Consider the following 16,704-nt stretch of genomic DNA (forward strand, 5'->3'; position numbering starts at 1 on the left):
TTTCAATTTGTTCTTAATTAAGTAAAAGCCCAATATATCACATTATAGAACAGAAGAGACAACATTGCACCTGACAGTGTAACTCTATAGATTAACTGAAAATCTACATTTACTGTTACAAAAATTTAATAGGTTTGTAAGATAACCATTTTCATACTACATGTTACTATAAAAATATCAAAAAATTTCTCGAAAAATGTTGGAAATACACATAAAAAATAGTAATCAGGATCAGGTGAAGTTATGCGGAAATATCTGAAATGGTGGCTTCTTTGTATGTTAGCAGTGAGCATTGTAATGTTTAATGCACATGATACTTCAGCCTCAGAAATTAAGTATAAAGATGTAATGGTCGTATATAGTAATGATGCAGGAAAAGAACAGATTATGAAACTAGCATCATCTATTGAAAATCATTTTGAACAATTGAAAGTTGTGCAGGGGAATTTTACCTCAGATACTCTTATACGTTTAAAACAGTCCAAAGGTATTCAGGTGATTGAAAAAAATCCAACCACTTTAAAGACACAAGGTACAGCTTTAAGCAGTATTAAACCATTAGTCAATTTGCGTATGATGGGAATTCAAAATGCATGGAAACAAAATGTCACAGGAGAAGGTATAAGAGTAGCAATTTTTGATACAGGTGTTGCAGATATTCCTGCATTGGCAAACGTCAAAAAATACTCATTTGTTGAAGATGACGATTCGACCCAAGAAGACGAAAGCCTACCGACGGATTTTGATGGGCACGGTACTGCTGTAGCAGGTCTAATTGGGGGTCAAGTTAGTAAGCGTTTAGTTGATGGTTACTTGGTTGGTGTGGCACCAGATGTAGATATGTATAGTGTGAAGGTCTTTGATAATGATGGTGCTAAAATGGAGACAATTCTCAAGGCTGTTGAATGGGCTATTGAAAATCATATTGATATGATCAATATGTCCCTTGGTACTCCAAAGGATGACCAAATTTTGTATCAAGCTATAAAAAGAGCATATGAATCAGGCATTACGATGGTAGCTGCAGCTGGAAATGAAGGTAATCTTCAGCCAGTACAATACCCAGCAAATTATAAAGAAGTGATTGCGGTATCTTCGATAGATAGTAATAGAAGTATTTGGCGTAAATCTAATACTGGAAATCAGGTAGAATATACTGCACCTGGAGTTGATATAAATGTACTTACTCCAAATGACTCCATTGTGAAAATGACAGGTACTTCTATGGCTGCTCCACATGTTACTGGTATGATCGCGTTGCTTAAACAAAAATACCCAACATATACAACTAGTGAGTTGAGATCCGTTCTTAGAAATTATGCAATTGACTTGGGAGATACAGGAAGGGATTCTCTATATGGATATGGTTTACTAAACACAACTATTAAGAGCCCAAGTAATGTTAGTAAACTATCTGCATCAAGTATTAAAAAAACTTCAGCAATATTGCATTATGAAATGGCTAAAAATACAATAGTTCCAGTGAAAAAATATAGAGTAGAGGTAACTGGAAAGAAAGCAGTCACAACAACAAATAACAACTATACATTAAAAGGATTAAAACAAGGTACTACCTATAAAGCAAAAGTAACAACCATTAGTCCTCTTGGAAAAGAATCCACTGGAAAAACAGTATCATTTACAACAGTAAAGGAATCGGCATCTAAAATTTATGTAAGCAAAAATAAAACGAAGATTAATAATATCATCAAAAAGATTCGGTCAGGGAAAAAACTCAATTTTAAAAAAGAATTTTTGCCAGCATACGTAGTTTATAATGATTTAACGGCTTCACAAAAAAAGTATGTGAAAAAATACCGCTATAAACTTAACTTAACTGCAATTTCTACAACCAATAAGTCAAAATACGTAAAAGCAACAAATCTATCGAATATGAAAAAGAAGAAATATACGACGATTACCTTTAAAACAGCTATTAAATCTTCATCACTGAAGGTAAGTCATATTTATATCAATCATTCAGGAAATAGTATAGCCAGCTTCAAACTATCGAAAAGTAAAAACGGCAAAACGATTAAACTATCGACTAAAAAAAATCTAGCAACAGGTAAATATGTAATACTTATTAATCGAAAAGGTTTAAAGACATTAAAGGGGAGAACATTTAAAAACTCAGTTGCAGTGAAATTTACTGTGAAGTAAATCAATGTGAGATATACATATTTAAGTTAAGAGAATAGTAGCTTATAGAGAATTAGACCATCTACCATGCATTTAATTGCTTAGTAGGTGGTTTTTTTAAGACATTATGTATTCAATATAATTTTATTATTTAATTTTCTAATTATTTTTAAAAATAGTGTTCCAAATTCGTTGGAATGTGTTAACCTATATTTAAAATAAGTTAACAAAAGGGTGAGGTAAATGACAACAAATATTTCTAGAACAAAGAGCAAGCTCTCAACATTAGATATTGTCTATTGTGGATTGTTTGCCACTTTAATGATGATAGGGGCAAATATTACTTCTTTTGCACCGTTTTTAGTTGTTGGTGGGGTGCCAATTACTCTTCAACCATTATTTGCAATATTAGCAGGTCTTGTTTTAGGTAGTCGCTTAGGTGCTATATCAATAACGGTATATACATTACTCGGTTTAGTGGGAGCACCTGTTTTTGCAAAATTTAGCGGTGGTTTTTCTTCTATATTAAGCCCTACTTTCGGATTTATTATTACATTTATATTATCAGCATATGTTGCCGGAAAAATGGTAGATGTTCGTCGTACAAAATCTATGTATATTGCAGCAGCTCTTGTAGGTATTGCAATTAATTATTTGCTAGGAACAAATTGGATGTATTATGCATATAAACTTTGGGCATCTGCTCCAGAAGGATTTACTTACAAAATGGCATGGTTATGGATGATTCCACCACTTCCAAAAGATATTATATTAGCTATATTTGCAGGGATATTTGGATTCCGCTTGAAAAAAATCGTAAAGGTGGGTCATTAATATGAATTATGTGAAAATGGCCCAAGACGTTATTGAAGGCTACCAAATTACAGATAAAGAGGCATTAGAAATTTTAGAATGTTCAGATCTTGATTTATTAAAAGTACTTGATGCATCTTATCAGATTCGTCATCATTATTTTGGTAATAAAGTAAAACTAAATATGATTATCAATACAAAATCAGGATTATGTCCTGAAAACTGTGGATACTGTTCACAATCAATCGTTTCTAAAGCACCAGTCGAAAAATACCCAATGATGAAGAAAGAAGAAATCATGGCAGGAGCAGATCGAGCTGCTGCATTAAACGTAGGCACATATTGCATTGTTGCAAGCGGTAGAGGACCAGCGAACCGAGAAATTGATATTGTCGTTGATTCTGTAAAGGCAATTAAAGAAAAGCATAAAGAAATGACTATCTGTGCGTGTCTTGGGATCTTAAAGCCAGAGCAAGCAGAAAAACTAAAAGAAGCTGGTGTAGATCGTTACAATCACAATATTAATACTTCAGCTAGAAATCATGCTAATATCACAACATCACATACGTATGATGATCGCGTTCAAACAGTTGAACGTGCAAAAGCAGCGGGCATTTCGCCATGCTCTGGCGTAATTGTAGGCATGAAAGAAACAAAACAAGATGTTATTGATATGGCTCGAAGCTTGCATGCTCTGGATGCAGATTCTATTCCAGTTAATTTTTTAAACGCAATTGATGGTACACCACTTGAAGGAACACATGAACTAAACCCTAGATATTGTTTAAAAGTACTTGCACTTTTCAGATTTATAAATCCAACAAAAGAGATAAGAGTATCCGGTGGTCGAGAGGTTAACTTAGGATCACTTCAACCACTAAGTCTATATCCAGCAAATTCTATATTCTTAGGTGACTATCTTACAACTGATGGACAACCAGGTGAGGAAGATAAGAAGATGCTTGAAGAAATGGGATTTGAAATTGATCTAAATCCGCTTAAAGTATAAAAGTGCAAAGTATTGCAATATTAGCCCAAAGGAATTGATTATTTAGATGATGGGATTATTTTAAGAGATTTGTTTATAAATCTATCTTTTCTGGATGAAGATTCGAATTAGATTCAATGGGAAAAATAGATAACTACTTATATTAAAAGAAGTCACTATTAATGCAAAAATAGTGACTTTTTAATGCTTAAAATAGCCAAATGCGAAAACTAAAAGTTTCAAAGCTTAGTCGGATTAGGACTCTGAAATCTTGACTATAGTCATAGATGCAGAAACGGAATCACTACAAGAAATAATTGTTTCTTCATTTTTACTTTTTAGCTTTAATTTTAATGTAGAGTTAGCGGGGATGTTAACAATGACAGGCATTGTAAAGCCATCATTTTGTGAAAACAGTGTTGAAGGGGTGAGTTCATGACCATTTAATTCTAATACAAAAGCACTTGTACCTTTAAAATTAACAAAAGCGTTTATGAGGTAGAATCCTGGTGTAGTGACCTTGATACTAGTAGGGTGATTAGAATTTATGTTAATGCCTGAAGAACCAAGGATACTTTTCCACCTAACATATGGGCAATTCTTTGATAAGATTTGCTTCTTATTTCGTCGAATATAAGCAAATGGAGAGTTTGACGAAGAACCAGTAGCGCCAGTAGCGCCAGTAGCGCCGTTACGCCCGGTAGCACCAGTAGCACCAGTAGCACCAGTAGCACCAGTAGCACCAGTAGCACCAGTAGCGCCAGTAGCGCCAGTAGCGCCAGTAGCGCCGTTACGCCCGGTAGCACCAGTAGCTCCACTACCCCTGAATCCCCTTGGTCCTCTTTCACCTCTTGGTCCAGTAGCACCGGTAGGCCCTGGTAATCCATCCTCGCCTCTTGGCCCTCTGGATCCTCTTGGCCCTTTATTTGTAGTTTCGTTAGAATTACTACAATTACATAAATATCTGTGACAACTAGAACATTTTTTCTTTTCCAAAATCAATTCACCTCCAATCTTAGTATCATATTCAAACGGAAAATATCTATATGAGACAACTATCTATATCTAAAATAAATAATAGATTAGGTGAATAAAATAAATTAAAAAGCCGACACATCAAGTGAATTGATGTGTCGGCTTAATTTTAGGGAGTATTTAGCTTAGTTTTTTGATGAACACGACTTTTAAATAATTAAATTCTGGAAAATCGCGATTTGCTCTAAAGTCTTTAGGGAGTCCATATTGATCAATAATTTTATATTTAGTTTTAGTTTCTTTAAACGCTTTATCTATAAAGGTTTTAAATTTTTTCATACCAAAGCTTGCGTTATTAGTAGAAGCTACAATCACACCATTTTTTTCAGTAATCGCAATAGTATCTGCCAATAGTTTTGGATAATCCTTTGCCGTAGAGAAAGTAGCCTTTTTTGTACGTGCAAAGCTTGGTGGATCTAGTACAACTAAGTCAAATTTCAGATCATGTTTTTCCGCATATTTAAAGTAATGGAAAACATCCATAACTTTAATATCTTGAGCTTCATAGTCAATTCCGTTAACGCTGAATTGTTCAATTGTTTTAGCTAGACTACGTTTAGCTAAATCTACACTTGTTGTTTTTGTAGCACCACCTAATGCTGCTGCTACTGAAAAGGCACCAGTGTAAGAAAACGTGTTAAGCATATTCATATCTTTTGCATAATGATCTCTAATTGCACGTCTAACATCACGTTGGTCAAGGAAGATACCTGTCATGGCACCATCGTTTAGATCAACCGCAAAGTTCATGCCGTTCTCTTTGACGATAATAGGGAAGTCGCCTTCTGTTCCCATTACAAAATCATCCTGGTCGATATATTGTCCTTTTGTGTCAAAACGTTTCTTCTCATAAATTGCTTTATATTCAACAAGTTCGTTAAGTGCTTTGTAAATATATTCTTTAAATGAATAAATGCCTTCACTATACCAACTTACCATATAATATCCATCAAAGTAGTCAATCGCTAAGCCGCCGATACCATCGCCTTCGCCATTGAAAACACGAAAAGCAGTTGTTTGGCTATTTTGGTAAAAATCTTCACGATGAGATAAGGCAACTTTCACTTTCTTTGTAAAGAAAGCTTGGTCGATTAATTCATGTTCTTTAGTTGTTAATATCCAGCCAATCCCTTTGTTTTGATGACCATAGTAACCTGTTCCGATATAACGGTTATGTTGATCAACTAAGCGAATTAGTTCACCTTCTGATTCTAATAATTCTTTGTTTTGGATTGCGTCTTTTAAGATAAGTGAATAGCCACGGTTTAAATCCATAGTATATTTAGGGTCCACTCGTAATGTAATCATATTTGTCATCGTGTCATCCTTAATGTTTTACACCATTATCGCATTTTTTTAGAGAAATAAGAAGCAAAGTGAAATGAATTATATGATATTTATTCTGCAATTTACAATGACCTTAAGCATATTATATTGTATAGGCTCTGGTAGAGATTACATTCCTTATTAAAATTCATTGATGCAAGCAACATAAAAAGACAATCAAAATCGCCTTTGTCTTTTAGAGTATCCAACTGACCAAGGTGGATATTTCTTTTTGGAGCCTAGTTGCTATCTATAAAGGGGCGTATACGGATGGAATCCTATATGCCCCTATATTTTGAATTTGAAAATAAGTTGATAATATATTCTAAAAAGTTATAATTTTTATAATAATTAAATCACTAGGGAGTCTTTTCATGGGAAAATATGATGTAATTGTAATTGGTGCAGGATCTATGGGAATGGCAGCTGGATATTTTCTTTCAAAAAGTGGAAAGAAAACATTGTTACTTGATGCATTTAATCCGCCACATGACCATGGTAGTCATCATGGAGAAACAAGAATTATTCGCTATGCGTATGGTGAAGGTCACGAGTATGTTCCTTTCGCATTACGTGCAAGAGATTTATGGAAAGAACTTGCTCAAAATGTACATAAAGAGCTCTTATTGGAAACAGGCGTTATTAATGTAGGGGAAAAAGATGATCTATTTATAAAGAATGTTATTTCAAGCGCCGAGAAGTTTAATTTACCTTTAGAGGTTTTATCTGCAGATAAAGTACATAAAAAATGGTCAGGGCTAAAGATTCCAGAAGATTTTGTTGGATGTTTTGAACCGACTTCAGGGGTCTTAAAAGTGGAGGAATGTGTGTCAGCTTTTCGTGAAATGGCGATGAGAGAGGGAGCAGAAATTCGAACAAATAGTAAAGTAACGAAAGTCGATGCCAAAGAAAATGAGGTAACAATTACTATTGCTGATGGGACGAGGTTTACTGCGAATGCCGCCATTTTTTCTGTGGGAGCTTGGGCACGAGAGTTATTAAAGCAATTAGATCTCGAATTACCATTAAATCCAATTCGCAAAACATTTGCTTGGTACGATGTAGAAGAAGATTTATATAGTTCAAATAATTTTCCAGCCTTTGCTTTTAAATTACCCGATAGTTGTTATTATGGCTTTCCAAGTATTGATGGAACAGGATTGAAGGTTGGAAGACATGATACTGGGGAGTCAATTGACCCTAATAAGGACAAGCTTCCTTTTGGCGAGGTTAGTGGGGAAAAGGAAGATTTGGAAAACATCCTTGATAAGTTTATGCCTCATCAACAACATACATTAAAACACGGAAAAACTTGTATGTATACAATGACGCCTGATGAAGATTTCATTATTGATCTTCATCCAAAATATAAAAATATTGCAATTGCAGCTGGTTTTTCAGGCCATGGGTTTAAATTTGCAAGTGCTGTTGGGGAAACTCTAAGTAATCTTATTTTAAAAGGGAAAACAGATTTAGACATTAAGCCATTTTCGTTACAACGCTTTTTATAGTAGAAAATGAATTGAATTTTTACTACGACGAACCAATGTTAGCTTTCATTGGTTCTTTTTTTATGCTATTTCCATCCAAATAATAGAAGTGACTATCGATTAAAGGGAAAATATTCCATATTCATTACTGAAATATTAAAAATAATGTAATTACCAAATACTTTGTATTATTTGTAATAAAAAGTAATGACTTTGTAAATGAAATCGCATTGTTTCTTCATCAGAATTTCAATAAGATTAATACATAAGTTAATAAGAATTTTATGAAATACATCGAATATATCAAAAAAAAGCTAAAAACGGAGGTAAATAATCTTTATGAATATAAATAAAAAAAGGTTTTTGAAAGTAATTACAGCTAGCACGTTAACCCTGTCATTAGGACTTGGAACAGTATTAGGAGCAGCTCCTGAAGAACAAGCCCAAGCTAAAGCGAAAACAACAAACATAGAAAAAACTTCAACTATTACAACTGTGTCTAGTTCAAAGGCTGTTAAAATTTCAGGTAAATATAAAACTAAAGCAGCGCTTAATATGAGAAAAGGTGCTTCAACAAAATACAAACGAATTATGACACTAAAAAAAGGTGCAGTTGTATCAGCTACATATAAGAAAACAGTAAATAGTAAAAAGTGGTACAAAGTAAAATACAAAGGCAAATCAGGATGGGTTTCCGCTTCATACGTTAAAAAGTACAAAAAAACAAAAAAAGTTTCTAGTGCAGTAGCAGGAAGTAAAGTTATTAGTGTTGGTAAACAATATTTAGGTGTACCCTATGTTTGGGGAGGCATGTCTCCGTCAGGATTTGACTGTTCAGGCTTTACAGCATATGTTTACAAAAAAGCAGGTTACGGTACATTACCTCATAGCAGTCGTACACAGTATTCTGTCACAAAACGAGTAAGCAAACCGGATGTTGGGGATTTGATCTTCTTTGGTGCAACACCTGGGAGTGGTTCAATTACACATGTAGGTATTTATGCAGGGAATAATCTAGTATTACATGCGGCAGGAAACAAAGTTCAAATTCAAAGTGTTGCAAAAGGAAGTTACTGGGCTCCACGTATTATTGGTTACGGCTCACTATAATTATATATTAAATAACGCTGATAAAAGAAAGTCACACACATCTAAATTCAGATGGAAGTGTGACTTTTTTTATGTTTAAGTTTATCTCGAGTTGGCTATTGCTGAATGTAGTAAAAATTAAGGAGGAACACCAAATGAATATCAATCAACAACAAAAGGGTGGCCAACCTGCTCAAACACAGGATAAACAGCCAGGTAAAGAAAGCCTTATGAATCCTTCTCCCATTCAGCCATTCGATTATGTGGGGAGTGGCAAACTTAAAAATAAGGTAGCTATTATTACAGGTGGTGACTCAGGCATTGGACGTGCAATAGCAATTGCTTTTGCTAAGGAAGGTGCACATATAGTTATCAATTATTTAGACGAACACGATGATGCAAGTGAAACGAAGAAATTTGTTGAGCAGGAATCGGTAAAATGTCTGCTCATACCAGGAGATATTTCGCAAGAAGCAACAAGCCAAAAAATTATTGATCAAACAATTACAGAGTTCAATAAAATCGATATTGTAGTAAACAATGCAGCGGTTCAATATCCAGTGCAAAACTTAACGGATATAACTACAGAACAATGGCATAAAACATTTTCGACAAATATAGATTCAGTGTTTTTTCTCAGTAAGTATGCGATGCCCCATTTAAAAGAAGGGAGTTCCATTATTTCAACAACTTCAATCAATGCCTATAAAGGAAACAAACAGCTTATTGACTATACAGCAACAAAAGGAGCAATAGTAGGATTTACAAGAAGCCTTGCTGAAAATTTAGTAGGGAAGGGGATTCGTGTCAATATGGTAGCACCCGGTCCTATTTGGACCCCACTGATTCCATCTTCTTTTGATGCACAAAAAGTAGCAAAATTTGGAGCTGATAATCCCATGATGCGAACTGGCCAACCACGTGAATTAGTAGGAGCTTATGTACTACTCGCATCAGATGAAGGGACATATATTACTGGACAGTGCATCCATGTAAATGGAGGAGAACTCATGAGTTCATAATAGCGGATAGATGGCTAATCTATGAGTAAATGGGATGTATAATATCAAAACATAATGAAAAAATCTCTAGTAGTTATAACTTACCTTTTACTAGAGATTTTTAGTTTCTATATAAGCTTTTAGAGCGGTGTTATGCAAGACAATCAATTCTATAATGCAAATGAACGAAAAAAAGCATAGTAGTTTTTAACGGCGATTGACTAAAAAATATATTACTCAACAACCATAGAGTGAATGCTTAAAAAACCGTCGATTGCAAACGCTGCAGCTCCTATTGCTGCTGAATATGTTGCTAAATCAGAGAAAACAATTTGCGCAAGTGATTCATTAAACCATTTATTATTATTATTATTGGAAACAGTTTCTTGAATAGGGCGTTCAATATATTTTCTTGCAGTAGCCAACGCAAAAGTTCGAAGAGGATCATTTGAACCGGACGATTTATTTTAGGGACACATTGCAGGAATGGATAGTTTTGCAATCGGTTTAAAAGTAGTCCAAAAGTTAAAAGATGATAGAGTAATAGAGGATTTTATCAATCAGCGATACAACAGTTATTCGTCGGGTATTGGTCAAAAAATTATCTCAGGGGAAACTTCATTAAAAGAACTAGAAAATTATGCATTAGATTTAGAAAATATCCAAAACACATCAGGAAGAACAGAATTACTTAAATCTACGATCAACCAATATTTATTAACTGTCCTTTCAGAAAAGGTTAATGCCTAATTTTAATCGAATCCATACAGCAAAATAGTTGTTAAAGGGGTATTCAGTCTATTTTAAGCATACCTTTTTAATGAAAGGGGTATTTTCTTATGAAATATGTAATTGGTATAGATTTAGGCACCAGTGCAGTTAAAGTTCTTTTAATGAACCAAAATGGAAAAACGATAGCAGAGGCATCAGAAAATTATCCATTTATACAAGTAGCTAATGAATAAGGTCCGGGAGTTGGCTCAGCTATGATTGCAGCAATTGACTTAGGTTGGTATAGCTCTATAGAAGAGTATGCTGAGCATTTTGTGAAAGTAGAGGCTTATACTGAGCTGTATCAAATTTATCGTCAGATATATACACAAATAAAACAGTTGAATCAGAGTTTAGAAATTTAGATGATGAAGATGACTGTTAAAGGGGGACTAAATAATGGTGAAAGTACGTTGGGGAGTATTAAGTACTGCTAATATCGCAAGAACTGAGGTTATTCCAGCAATTAAACGTGCAGAAAATGCAGAGCTAGTTGGTATAGCAAGTCGTGATGAAAGGGTTTATCGCGTAGCGAAAGAACTTGACATACCAAGGGCATTTGTTTCTTATGAAGAACTCTTAAAGGATGATGAAATTGATGCAGTTTATATTCCACTTCCAAATCACTTACACAAAGAATGGGTTGAAAAGGCAGCTCTTTATGGAAAGCATGTCCTATGTGAAAAACCTGTTGCTTTAAATGTTGCTGAAACGGTTGATATGGTAAACAGTTGTGCTAAAAGCAATGTGAAATTTATGGAGGCTTTTATGTACCAATTTCATCCTCAACATGAACGAGTAAGGGAGCTAATAAGTGAAGGGGCAATTGGTGAAGTTAAGTTATTCAAATCTAGCCATTCTTTCCATTTAGTAAACAGGGTAGGAGATATTCGTATGGATGCAGAGATGGGGGGAGGTAGTATTTATGATATTGGGTGCTACTCTATTCATGCTGCAAGATTTATTCTAAAAGCAGAACCAGAGAGTATACAAGGATTCGCGAATATAGATTCATCAGCAAAAGTAGATACCTCAGCCTATATTTATATGGTAATGGATAATAAAGTACCCGTTTTAATTGATTGTAGTTTTGATATGTTGGATCGAAACGAATATGAAATAATTGGGACAAAAGGGAAAATATCAGTACCATTTGCATTCAGACCTGATCGAAATGGTGGCGTAGGAGAGATTATTTTAAACTCTGGAAATAGGAAAGTAACTGAAAAAGTTCCTGGTGATATTTATAAACTTGAAATTGAACATTTTACACAATGTATTTTACAAGATACGGATCCCCTTAACTCTAGCATGGACTCTATTAATAATATGAAAGCTATCGAAGATTGTTATAAATCAATTAATAACGGGTAATCACGCTCAGGTTTATACTGAGCGTGTGATTTAAAGAATTTTTTAGAATTACAAATGTCTATATCCAGCAAAATGTTTTTTCCAATAAGATGAACTTACAGAGCTAATTTGAACCTTCGAGCCGCTTGCACTAATAAATTTACCACTACCCATATAAAGTCCAATGTGGGAGATGCCAGATTTGTAAGTGTTTTTGAAAAACACTAAGTCTCCTATTTTAGGTGAACTTGTTGCAGTAGAAATAGAATAATAGCCTGCTGCACTTGTACGATAAACAGATAAACCAGCATTTTTGTATGCATAGTATACTAAGCCACTACAATCAAAACCACTTTTTGAAGATCCCCCAAACGCATAGCGTATACCTAGAACCGTCTTTGCAATACTCACGGCTTTTTGTAGTTTTGTGTTAGCAGAGGATGTAGTGACACTAGTGCTTACCTTTTTAGTAGTGCCTTTAATCTTGAGCTTTTGACCAACATTAATCTTTGTAGATTTAAGATTATTCCAGCTCATAATAGTCTTATATGAAACCCCGTATTTTTTCCCGATTTTAGAAAGAGTATCACCAGCTTTTACTTTATAAGTTGTAGAAGAGGTACTACTTGTTTTTGTAGATGTTTTTTTACTTGAAGATGAACTAGCCTTAATCTTGAGTTTTTGACCAACCTTAATGTTTGTAGATTTAAGATTATTCCAGCTCATAATAGTCTTATAAGAAACCCCATATTTTTTGGCGATCTTAGAGAGTGTATCACCAGCTTTTACTTTGTAAGTCGTAGAAGATGTCACTTTGCTAGAAGAACTTGAACTAGTTTTAATTTTAAGTTTTTGACCAACTTTAATTTTCGTCGTTTTAAGATTATTCCAGTTCATAATCGTCTTATATGAAACATGGTATTTTGACCCGATTTTTGATAAGGTATCTCCGGACGTAACCTTATATGTAGTAGTTGCTGCAGAAGCAGTGAATGGACCTATTGTCGAAAAAAGCATAATTGAACTTAGCCCTACTGCCGATATTTTTAGTTTTTTCACTAGTATTAGTTCCTCCTTTTATTTTTCACATATGTTAATAGTATAAAAGGAAGTAACATCAATAATATGTTATTTTCATCAAATTTATATTACAAAAACCAGTTCATTTTACAATTTGGTAAAATTGTTACCTGAAAACAGTTAATATTAAATATAGATTGCATAAAAAAAACACCAAACCATTGAGGGGTGGCGTGGCGTTTTTTCTATCAAAAGGAGAGTCTTGACATGTGAGCAAAACAATCATTCAAAATTGCCTCACTCTCTAACACTCTGTGCTAGCCATTAGATAGAGGGAGGGTCTAATCCCAACTATTCTAATTGGATAATATTATAAAATGTTAGAATCATATTTGCAACAAAAAATAATTTGAAAATAGTGAAAAATCAAAAAAGTAAAGTGGGCAATCCATTGGAATGAATGATATATAAATTTATAACTGAAATTATCGAGTGAACCGCTAAATTTTTACAGTGTAAATCCTTATTTATAAATTTTTTACTGTGCAATCGCACAATTTTTGCATATAGAAAGAGAATGACTGGAATATTAGTTTTATATTATTTAGAATATTTAGATATATAAAAGAGATAGATAGCACACCAAGAGGGGGATTTTATGCTAATGAGAATTTTAAAGTTTTTGGGGTTTATAACAGATGATACAGATGAAGATTATGATGACACGATACATAGAAACTAAAAAATAGCTAAGCTGTGTCCAATTTTTCTTCTAGTTTAGTATTTTTCAATATCTTTCAACAATTCTTTTAAGTATTTGTTAAAATAAAAGAAAAAAGTGAGAACAAATATGAAAAAGTATCCGTTAAAACTGCAACATTTAATTATTGGGGTTGTGGCTTTGGCATTTATACTGACCATTTCAAGTAGCCTTTGGAGCAGTTATCGTATGAATAAACAGACTTTAATAAATAACACACTTGAAACAAATCGTGTATATGCAGAAAAGCTAGCGACTACTGCTACGAATTATTTAGATGAAACGCTTCAAACATTAACATTAAGTTCAAATACAATTGCAAAAAAGATGGATAATGAAGAGATACTTCTTGAAGAAGCTGAGCGTTTACGAATGCAGACCAATACCTTTAATTCAATATCAATTGTAAATGCGAAAGGAAAAGTACTCGCCACATCTCCACAGACAATTGATATTAAAGGGAAAACATTAACTTCTAATGCTATTAAAAAGGCCATTAAAGAACAAAGGCCGATGATATCTGATCCATATAGAGCTATGACCAATCGTGAAATTGTCTACATATCAGCACCCATCTTCAATAACTCAGGAAAATATTTGGGACTAGTAGGTGGTACAATTTATTTGGAAGAGCAGAATATTCTACATGAGTTATTGGGGAAGCATTATTATGATGATGGTTCATACGTTTATGTAATAGATTCTAATGGGAAAATTATCTATCACCAAGATCAATCACTTATTAATACAGTGGTAAAGGATAATGCAGGTGTCCAAAAGATAATAGCCAGCCATGAAAGTGGCGCACAAAGAGTTATAAACTCAAACGGACAAGACATGCTTGCGGGGTATGCAACAGTTGACAAGGCAGGTTGGGGAGTGATATCTCAAAGACCAACAGAAAAAGCACTAGAGCCATCAGAAAACATGATGAAAGAGATGCTTATTACAGCCTTGCCTTTATTATTAATTTCCCTACTTATTGTGATTTGGGCAGCATTGAAAATATCTAAGCCGTTGCAAAGATTAGCTGAGTTAACTGAAAGTAGTATGGAGAAAAATGAGGAAAAGAATCTTTCAGCAGTTCCAGCGTGGTATTACGAAGTTAAACAATTGAAAAATGCACTAATTAAGAGCTTGAACTTTCTACATAAACAAGTCGATTATTTTATGGATCAATCGACTACAGATCCATTAACCAGGTTATCAAATCGTCGAACATTAGATGTTAAAATGGATGAATTGATCACTTCCAATACATCATTTTCTATTATTCTAATGGATATAGATCATTTCAAATTGGTTAATGATACCTATGGTCATGGTATAGGTGATGAGGTTCTACAATATTTAGCCCTTAGTATGAAAGCAGTCACTCGTTCAACCGATTTGTGTTGTCGTTATGGTGGAGAAGAATTTATCATTCTACTACCAAATACAACTATGCAGGGTGCTTTTGAAATTGCAGAATTTTTACGTATGAAGCTTGAAAATACATCAAGTCCTACGGGGAATGCTATTACTGTTTCTGCTGGAATAGCAGAATTCCCTACAACAGAGACTACTTCTGCAAAATTGATCGAGATTGCTGATCAATGTTTATATGAGGCAAAAAACAAAGGTAGAAATCAAGTTATTATCTCCCGTTCTTTGAACCCAACTGTTTAAGTTAGTTGGGTTTTATCTATTATGTAAATAGTTCTCATTTTCTCGTAGCGAGTAGTTATATTGTTGTAAAACTGTTTGTTTTTAAAACTAAAAAATGATTTATAAAACTAAATCAAATTGAGAGAAGGATAAAATTGAGAAGATGAGTTATTTAGGTTTAGTTTTCTTTCAAGTAGTTGCTCCTATTTTAGTGTTACTCGTTGTTGGTGGGATTATGCAACGTAAGTTTCAATTCAACTTAAAAGCTTTATCAAATTTAATCACGTACTGTTTAATGCCATCAGCAGTTTTTGTGAATATCTATGAAACAAATGTTAATCCAGTTGTTGTAGGGAAAATTTTAATCTATTTATTTGCATATAGTATTTCTTTAATGGTTTTAAGTACAACCATTAGTAAGATCTTGAAGCTAGAAAAAAGGAAATCAGCTATTTTTAAAAATAGTATTGTGCTTATTAACTCTGGAAATTATGGCATCCCAGTGAGTCAAATGGTATTCCATGCACAACCATTAGGTACTGCCATCCAAATCATTACGGTAATTTTTCAAAACTTAACAACGTATACTTATGGTTTGTATAATCTAATTTCAACGACAAAATCAGGTTGGGAAATTGCAAGAAGCATAGTGAAACTTCCAATTGTTCATGGGCTAATATTAGGGATTGTTTTAAAGATAGCAAATATTCAATTGCCAGAGTTTTTATCTATTTCAATTGGACATATGGCAGATGCATTTGTTGCTATTGCATTACTAACATTAGGAGCACAGTTGTCTAAAATACATGTCAGTACAATGTTTAACAAAATGTTATATATGAGTTGTATTGGAAGATTACTCATGGGACCATTAGTTGCCTTTGCTTGGATTTCAATTTTTGGTTTTCATGGAGTAGTGGCTCAATCACTGTTAATTGCTAGTTCATTTCCTACATCAAGAAATAGTTCTACTCTGGCTTTAGAATATGATGTAGAATCAGAACTTGCTGCACAGACAGTTTTATTTACGACAATTGTTAGTTGCATAACCGTTACAATAGTGATTTATGTGGCAAAACTTTTATATGCATAAACTTTCAATGTGAATTTTAAAAAGAAACTATTTGAGTTAATTTCATAATTCCAATCCCTTGTCTCCCAAGGGGTTCAAAACAATAAAAATAGGGCACCTCCCCAATTTGGTATAATTTAAGTGACCAAACCAAAATTATCCCTGAGGTGAATGCCCTATGACTATTGTAAAACAAA

At 33.7% G+C, this 16,704-nt stretch carries 14 protein-coding genes and 2 pseudogenes; 12 read left to right on the plus strand and 4 right to left on the minus strand.

Annotation, left to right across the window (positions count from 1 at the left end):
• Nucleotides 1-276 precede the first annotated feature (276 nt).
• From CW357_RS12495 to bioB, 3 genes are all read left to right on the plus strand, one after another.
• The gene (locus CW357_RS12495) at nt 277-2,163 is read left to right on the plus strand and encodes a S8 family peptidase (RefSeq protein WP_158582374.1); all 1,887 of its coding nucleotides are present in this window, start codon (nt 277-279) and stop codon (nt 2,161-2,163) included.
• A 222-nt stretch (nt 2,164-2,385) separates the two neighbouring features.
• Nucleotides 2,386-2,976, plus strand: a complete 591-nt coding sequence (locus tag CW357_RS12500; protein ID WP_124218219.1) for a biotin transporter BioY — start codon at nt 2,386-2,388, stop codon at nt 2,974-2,976.
• 1 nt (nt 2,977) lies between these two features.
• Entirely contained in the window at nt 2,978-3,964 is a 987-nt protein-coding gene (gene bioB, locus CW357_RS12505; protein ID WP_124218220.1) for a biotin synthase BioB, read from the plus strand.
• A gap of 234 nt (nt 3,965-4,198) precedes the next feature.
• Here bioB and CW357_RS18785 read toward each other — a convergent pair whose 3' ends face one another.
• Nucleotides 4,199-4,939, minus strand: a complete 741-nt coding sequence (locus CW357_RS18785; protein ID WP_305794141.1) for a collagen-like protein — start codon at nt 4,937-4,939, stop codon at nt 4,199-4,201.
• 159 nt (nt 4,940-5,098) lie between these two features.
• Nucleotides 5,099-6,295 (minus strand): class I SAM-dependent rRNA methyltransferase, encoded by a 1,197-nt coding sequence (locus tag CW357_RS12515; RefSeq protein WP_124218222.1) that lies wholly within the window; start codon nt 6,293-6,295, stop codon nt 5,099-5,101.
• Between the two features lie 383 nt (nt 6,296-6,678).
• Here CW357_RS12515 and solA point away from each other — a divergent pair, with 383 nt between their 5' ends.
• The 3 genes from solA (at nt 6,679) to CW357_RS12530 (ending at nt 9,905) form a co-directional block, all read left to right on the plus strand.
• Complete coding sequence (solA, locus tag CW357_RS12520) at nt 6,679-7,815, plus strand: N-methyl-L-tryptophan oxidase (protein WP_124218223.1); 1,137 nt, start codon at nt 6,679-6,681, stop codon at nt 7,813-7,815.
• A gap of 318 nt (nt 7,816-8,133) precedes the next feature.
• Complete coding sequence (locus CW357_RS12525) at nt 8,134-8,904, plus strand: C40 family peptidase (RefSeq protein ID WP_241155090.1); 771 nt, start codon at nt 8,134-8,136, stop codon at nt 8,902-8,904.
• A gap of 134 nt (nt 8,905-9,038) precedes the next feature.
• Nucleotides 9,039-9,905: an SDR family oxidoreductase gene (locus tag CW357_RS12530; protein WP_119416263.1), complete on the plus strand. Its 867-nt coding sequence runs from the start codon at nt 9,039-9,041 to the stop codon at nt 9,903-9,905.
• A gap of 212 nt (nt 9,906-10,117) precedes the next feature.
• Here the strand turns inward: CW357_RS12530 and CW357_RS12535 are convergent, their stop codons facing one another.
• On the minus strand, nt 10,118-10,309 hold the full coding sequence (locus tag CW357_RS12535) for a hypothetical protein (RefSeq protein WP_124218224.1): 192 nt from the start codon (nt 10,307-10,309) through the stop codon (nt 10,118-10,120).
• Between CW357_RS12535 and CW357_RS12540 the strand changes: the two are divergent.
• The 4 genes and pseudogenes from CW357_RS12540 to CW357_RS12550 form a co-directional block, all read left to right on the plus strand.
• Nucleotides 10,308-10,634, plus strand: a pseudogene (locus tag CW357_RS12540) (xylose isomerase); the annotation flags it as partial. The gene CW357_RS12535 and the pseudogene CW357_RS12540 sit on opposite strands and share 2 nt — an antisense overlap.
• A gap of 89 nt (nt 10,635-10,723) precedes the next feature.
• Nucleotides 10,724-10,834: pseudogene (locus CW357_RS18750) on the plus strand (hypothetical protein); the annotation flags it as partial.
• 36 nt (nt 10,835-10,870) lie between these two features.
• Nucleotides 10,871-11,020 carry a hypothetical protein gene (locus CW357_RS18300; RefSeq protein WP_164489601.1) on the plus strand — a complete coding sequence of 50 codons (150 nt, stop codon included), beginning with the start codon at nt 10,871-10,873 and terminating at the stop codon, nt 11,018-11,020.
• Nucleotides 11,021-11,054: 34 nt separating this feature from the next.
• On the plus strand, nt 11,055-12,029 hold the full coding sequence (locus CW357_RS12550) for a Gfo/Idh/MocA family protein (protein WP_124218225.1): 975 nt from the start codon (nt 11,055-11,057) through the stop codon (nt 12,027-12,029).
• A gap of 48 nt (nt 12,030-12,077) precedes the next feature.
• On the opposite strand, the gene CW357_RS12555 is transcribed toward CW357_RS12550, so the two are convergent.
• The gene (locus CW357_RS12555; RefSeq protein WP_124218226.1) at nt 12,078-13,067 is read right to left on the minus strand and encodes a C40 family peptidase; all 990 of its coding nucleotides are present in this window, start codon (nt 13,065-13,067) and stop codon (nt 12,078-12,080) included.
• Between the two features lie 811 nt (nt 13,068-13,878).
• Between CW357_RS12555 and CW357_RS12560 the strand changes: the two genes are divergently transcribed.
• Both CW357_RS12560 and CW357_RS12565 read left to right on the plus strand, forming a co-directional pair.
• Nucleotides 13,879-15,456 (plus strand): sensor domain-containing diguanylate cyclase, encoded by a 1,578-nt coding sequence (locus CW357_RS12560; protein WP_124218227.1) that lies wholly within the window; start codon nt 13,879-13,881, stop codon nt 15,454-15,456.
• A 142-nt stretch (nt 15,457-15,598) separates the two neighbouring features.
• Nucleotides 15,599-16,528: an AEC family transporter gene (locus CW357_RS12565; RefSeq protein WP_119416257.1), complete on the plus strand. Its 930-nt coding sequence runs from the start codon at nt 15,599-15,601 to the stop codon at nt 16,526-16,528.
• Nucleotides 16,529-16,704: the final 176 nt, after the last annotated feature.

It is taken from the genome of Rummeliibacillus sp. TYF005 (assembly GCF_003844195.1).
Lineage (GTDB): Bacteria > Bacillota > Bacilli > Bacillales_A > Planococcaceae > Rummeliibacillus.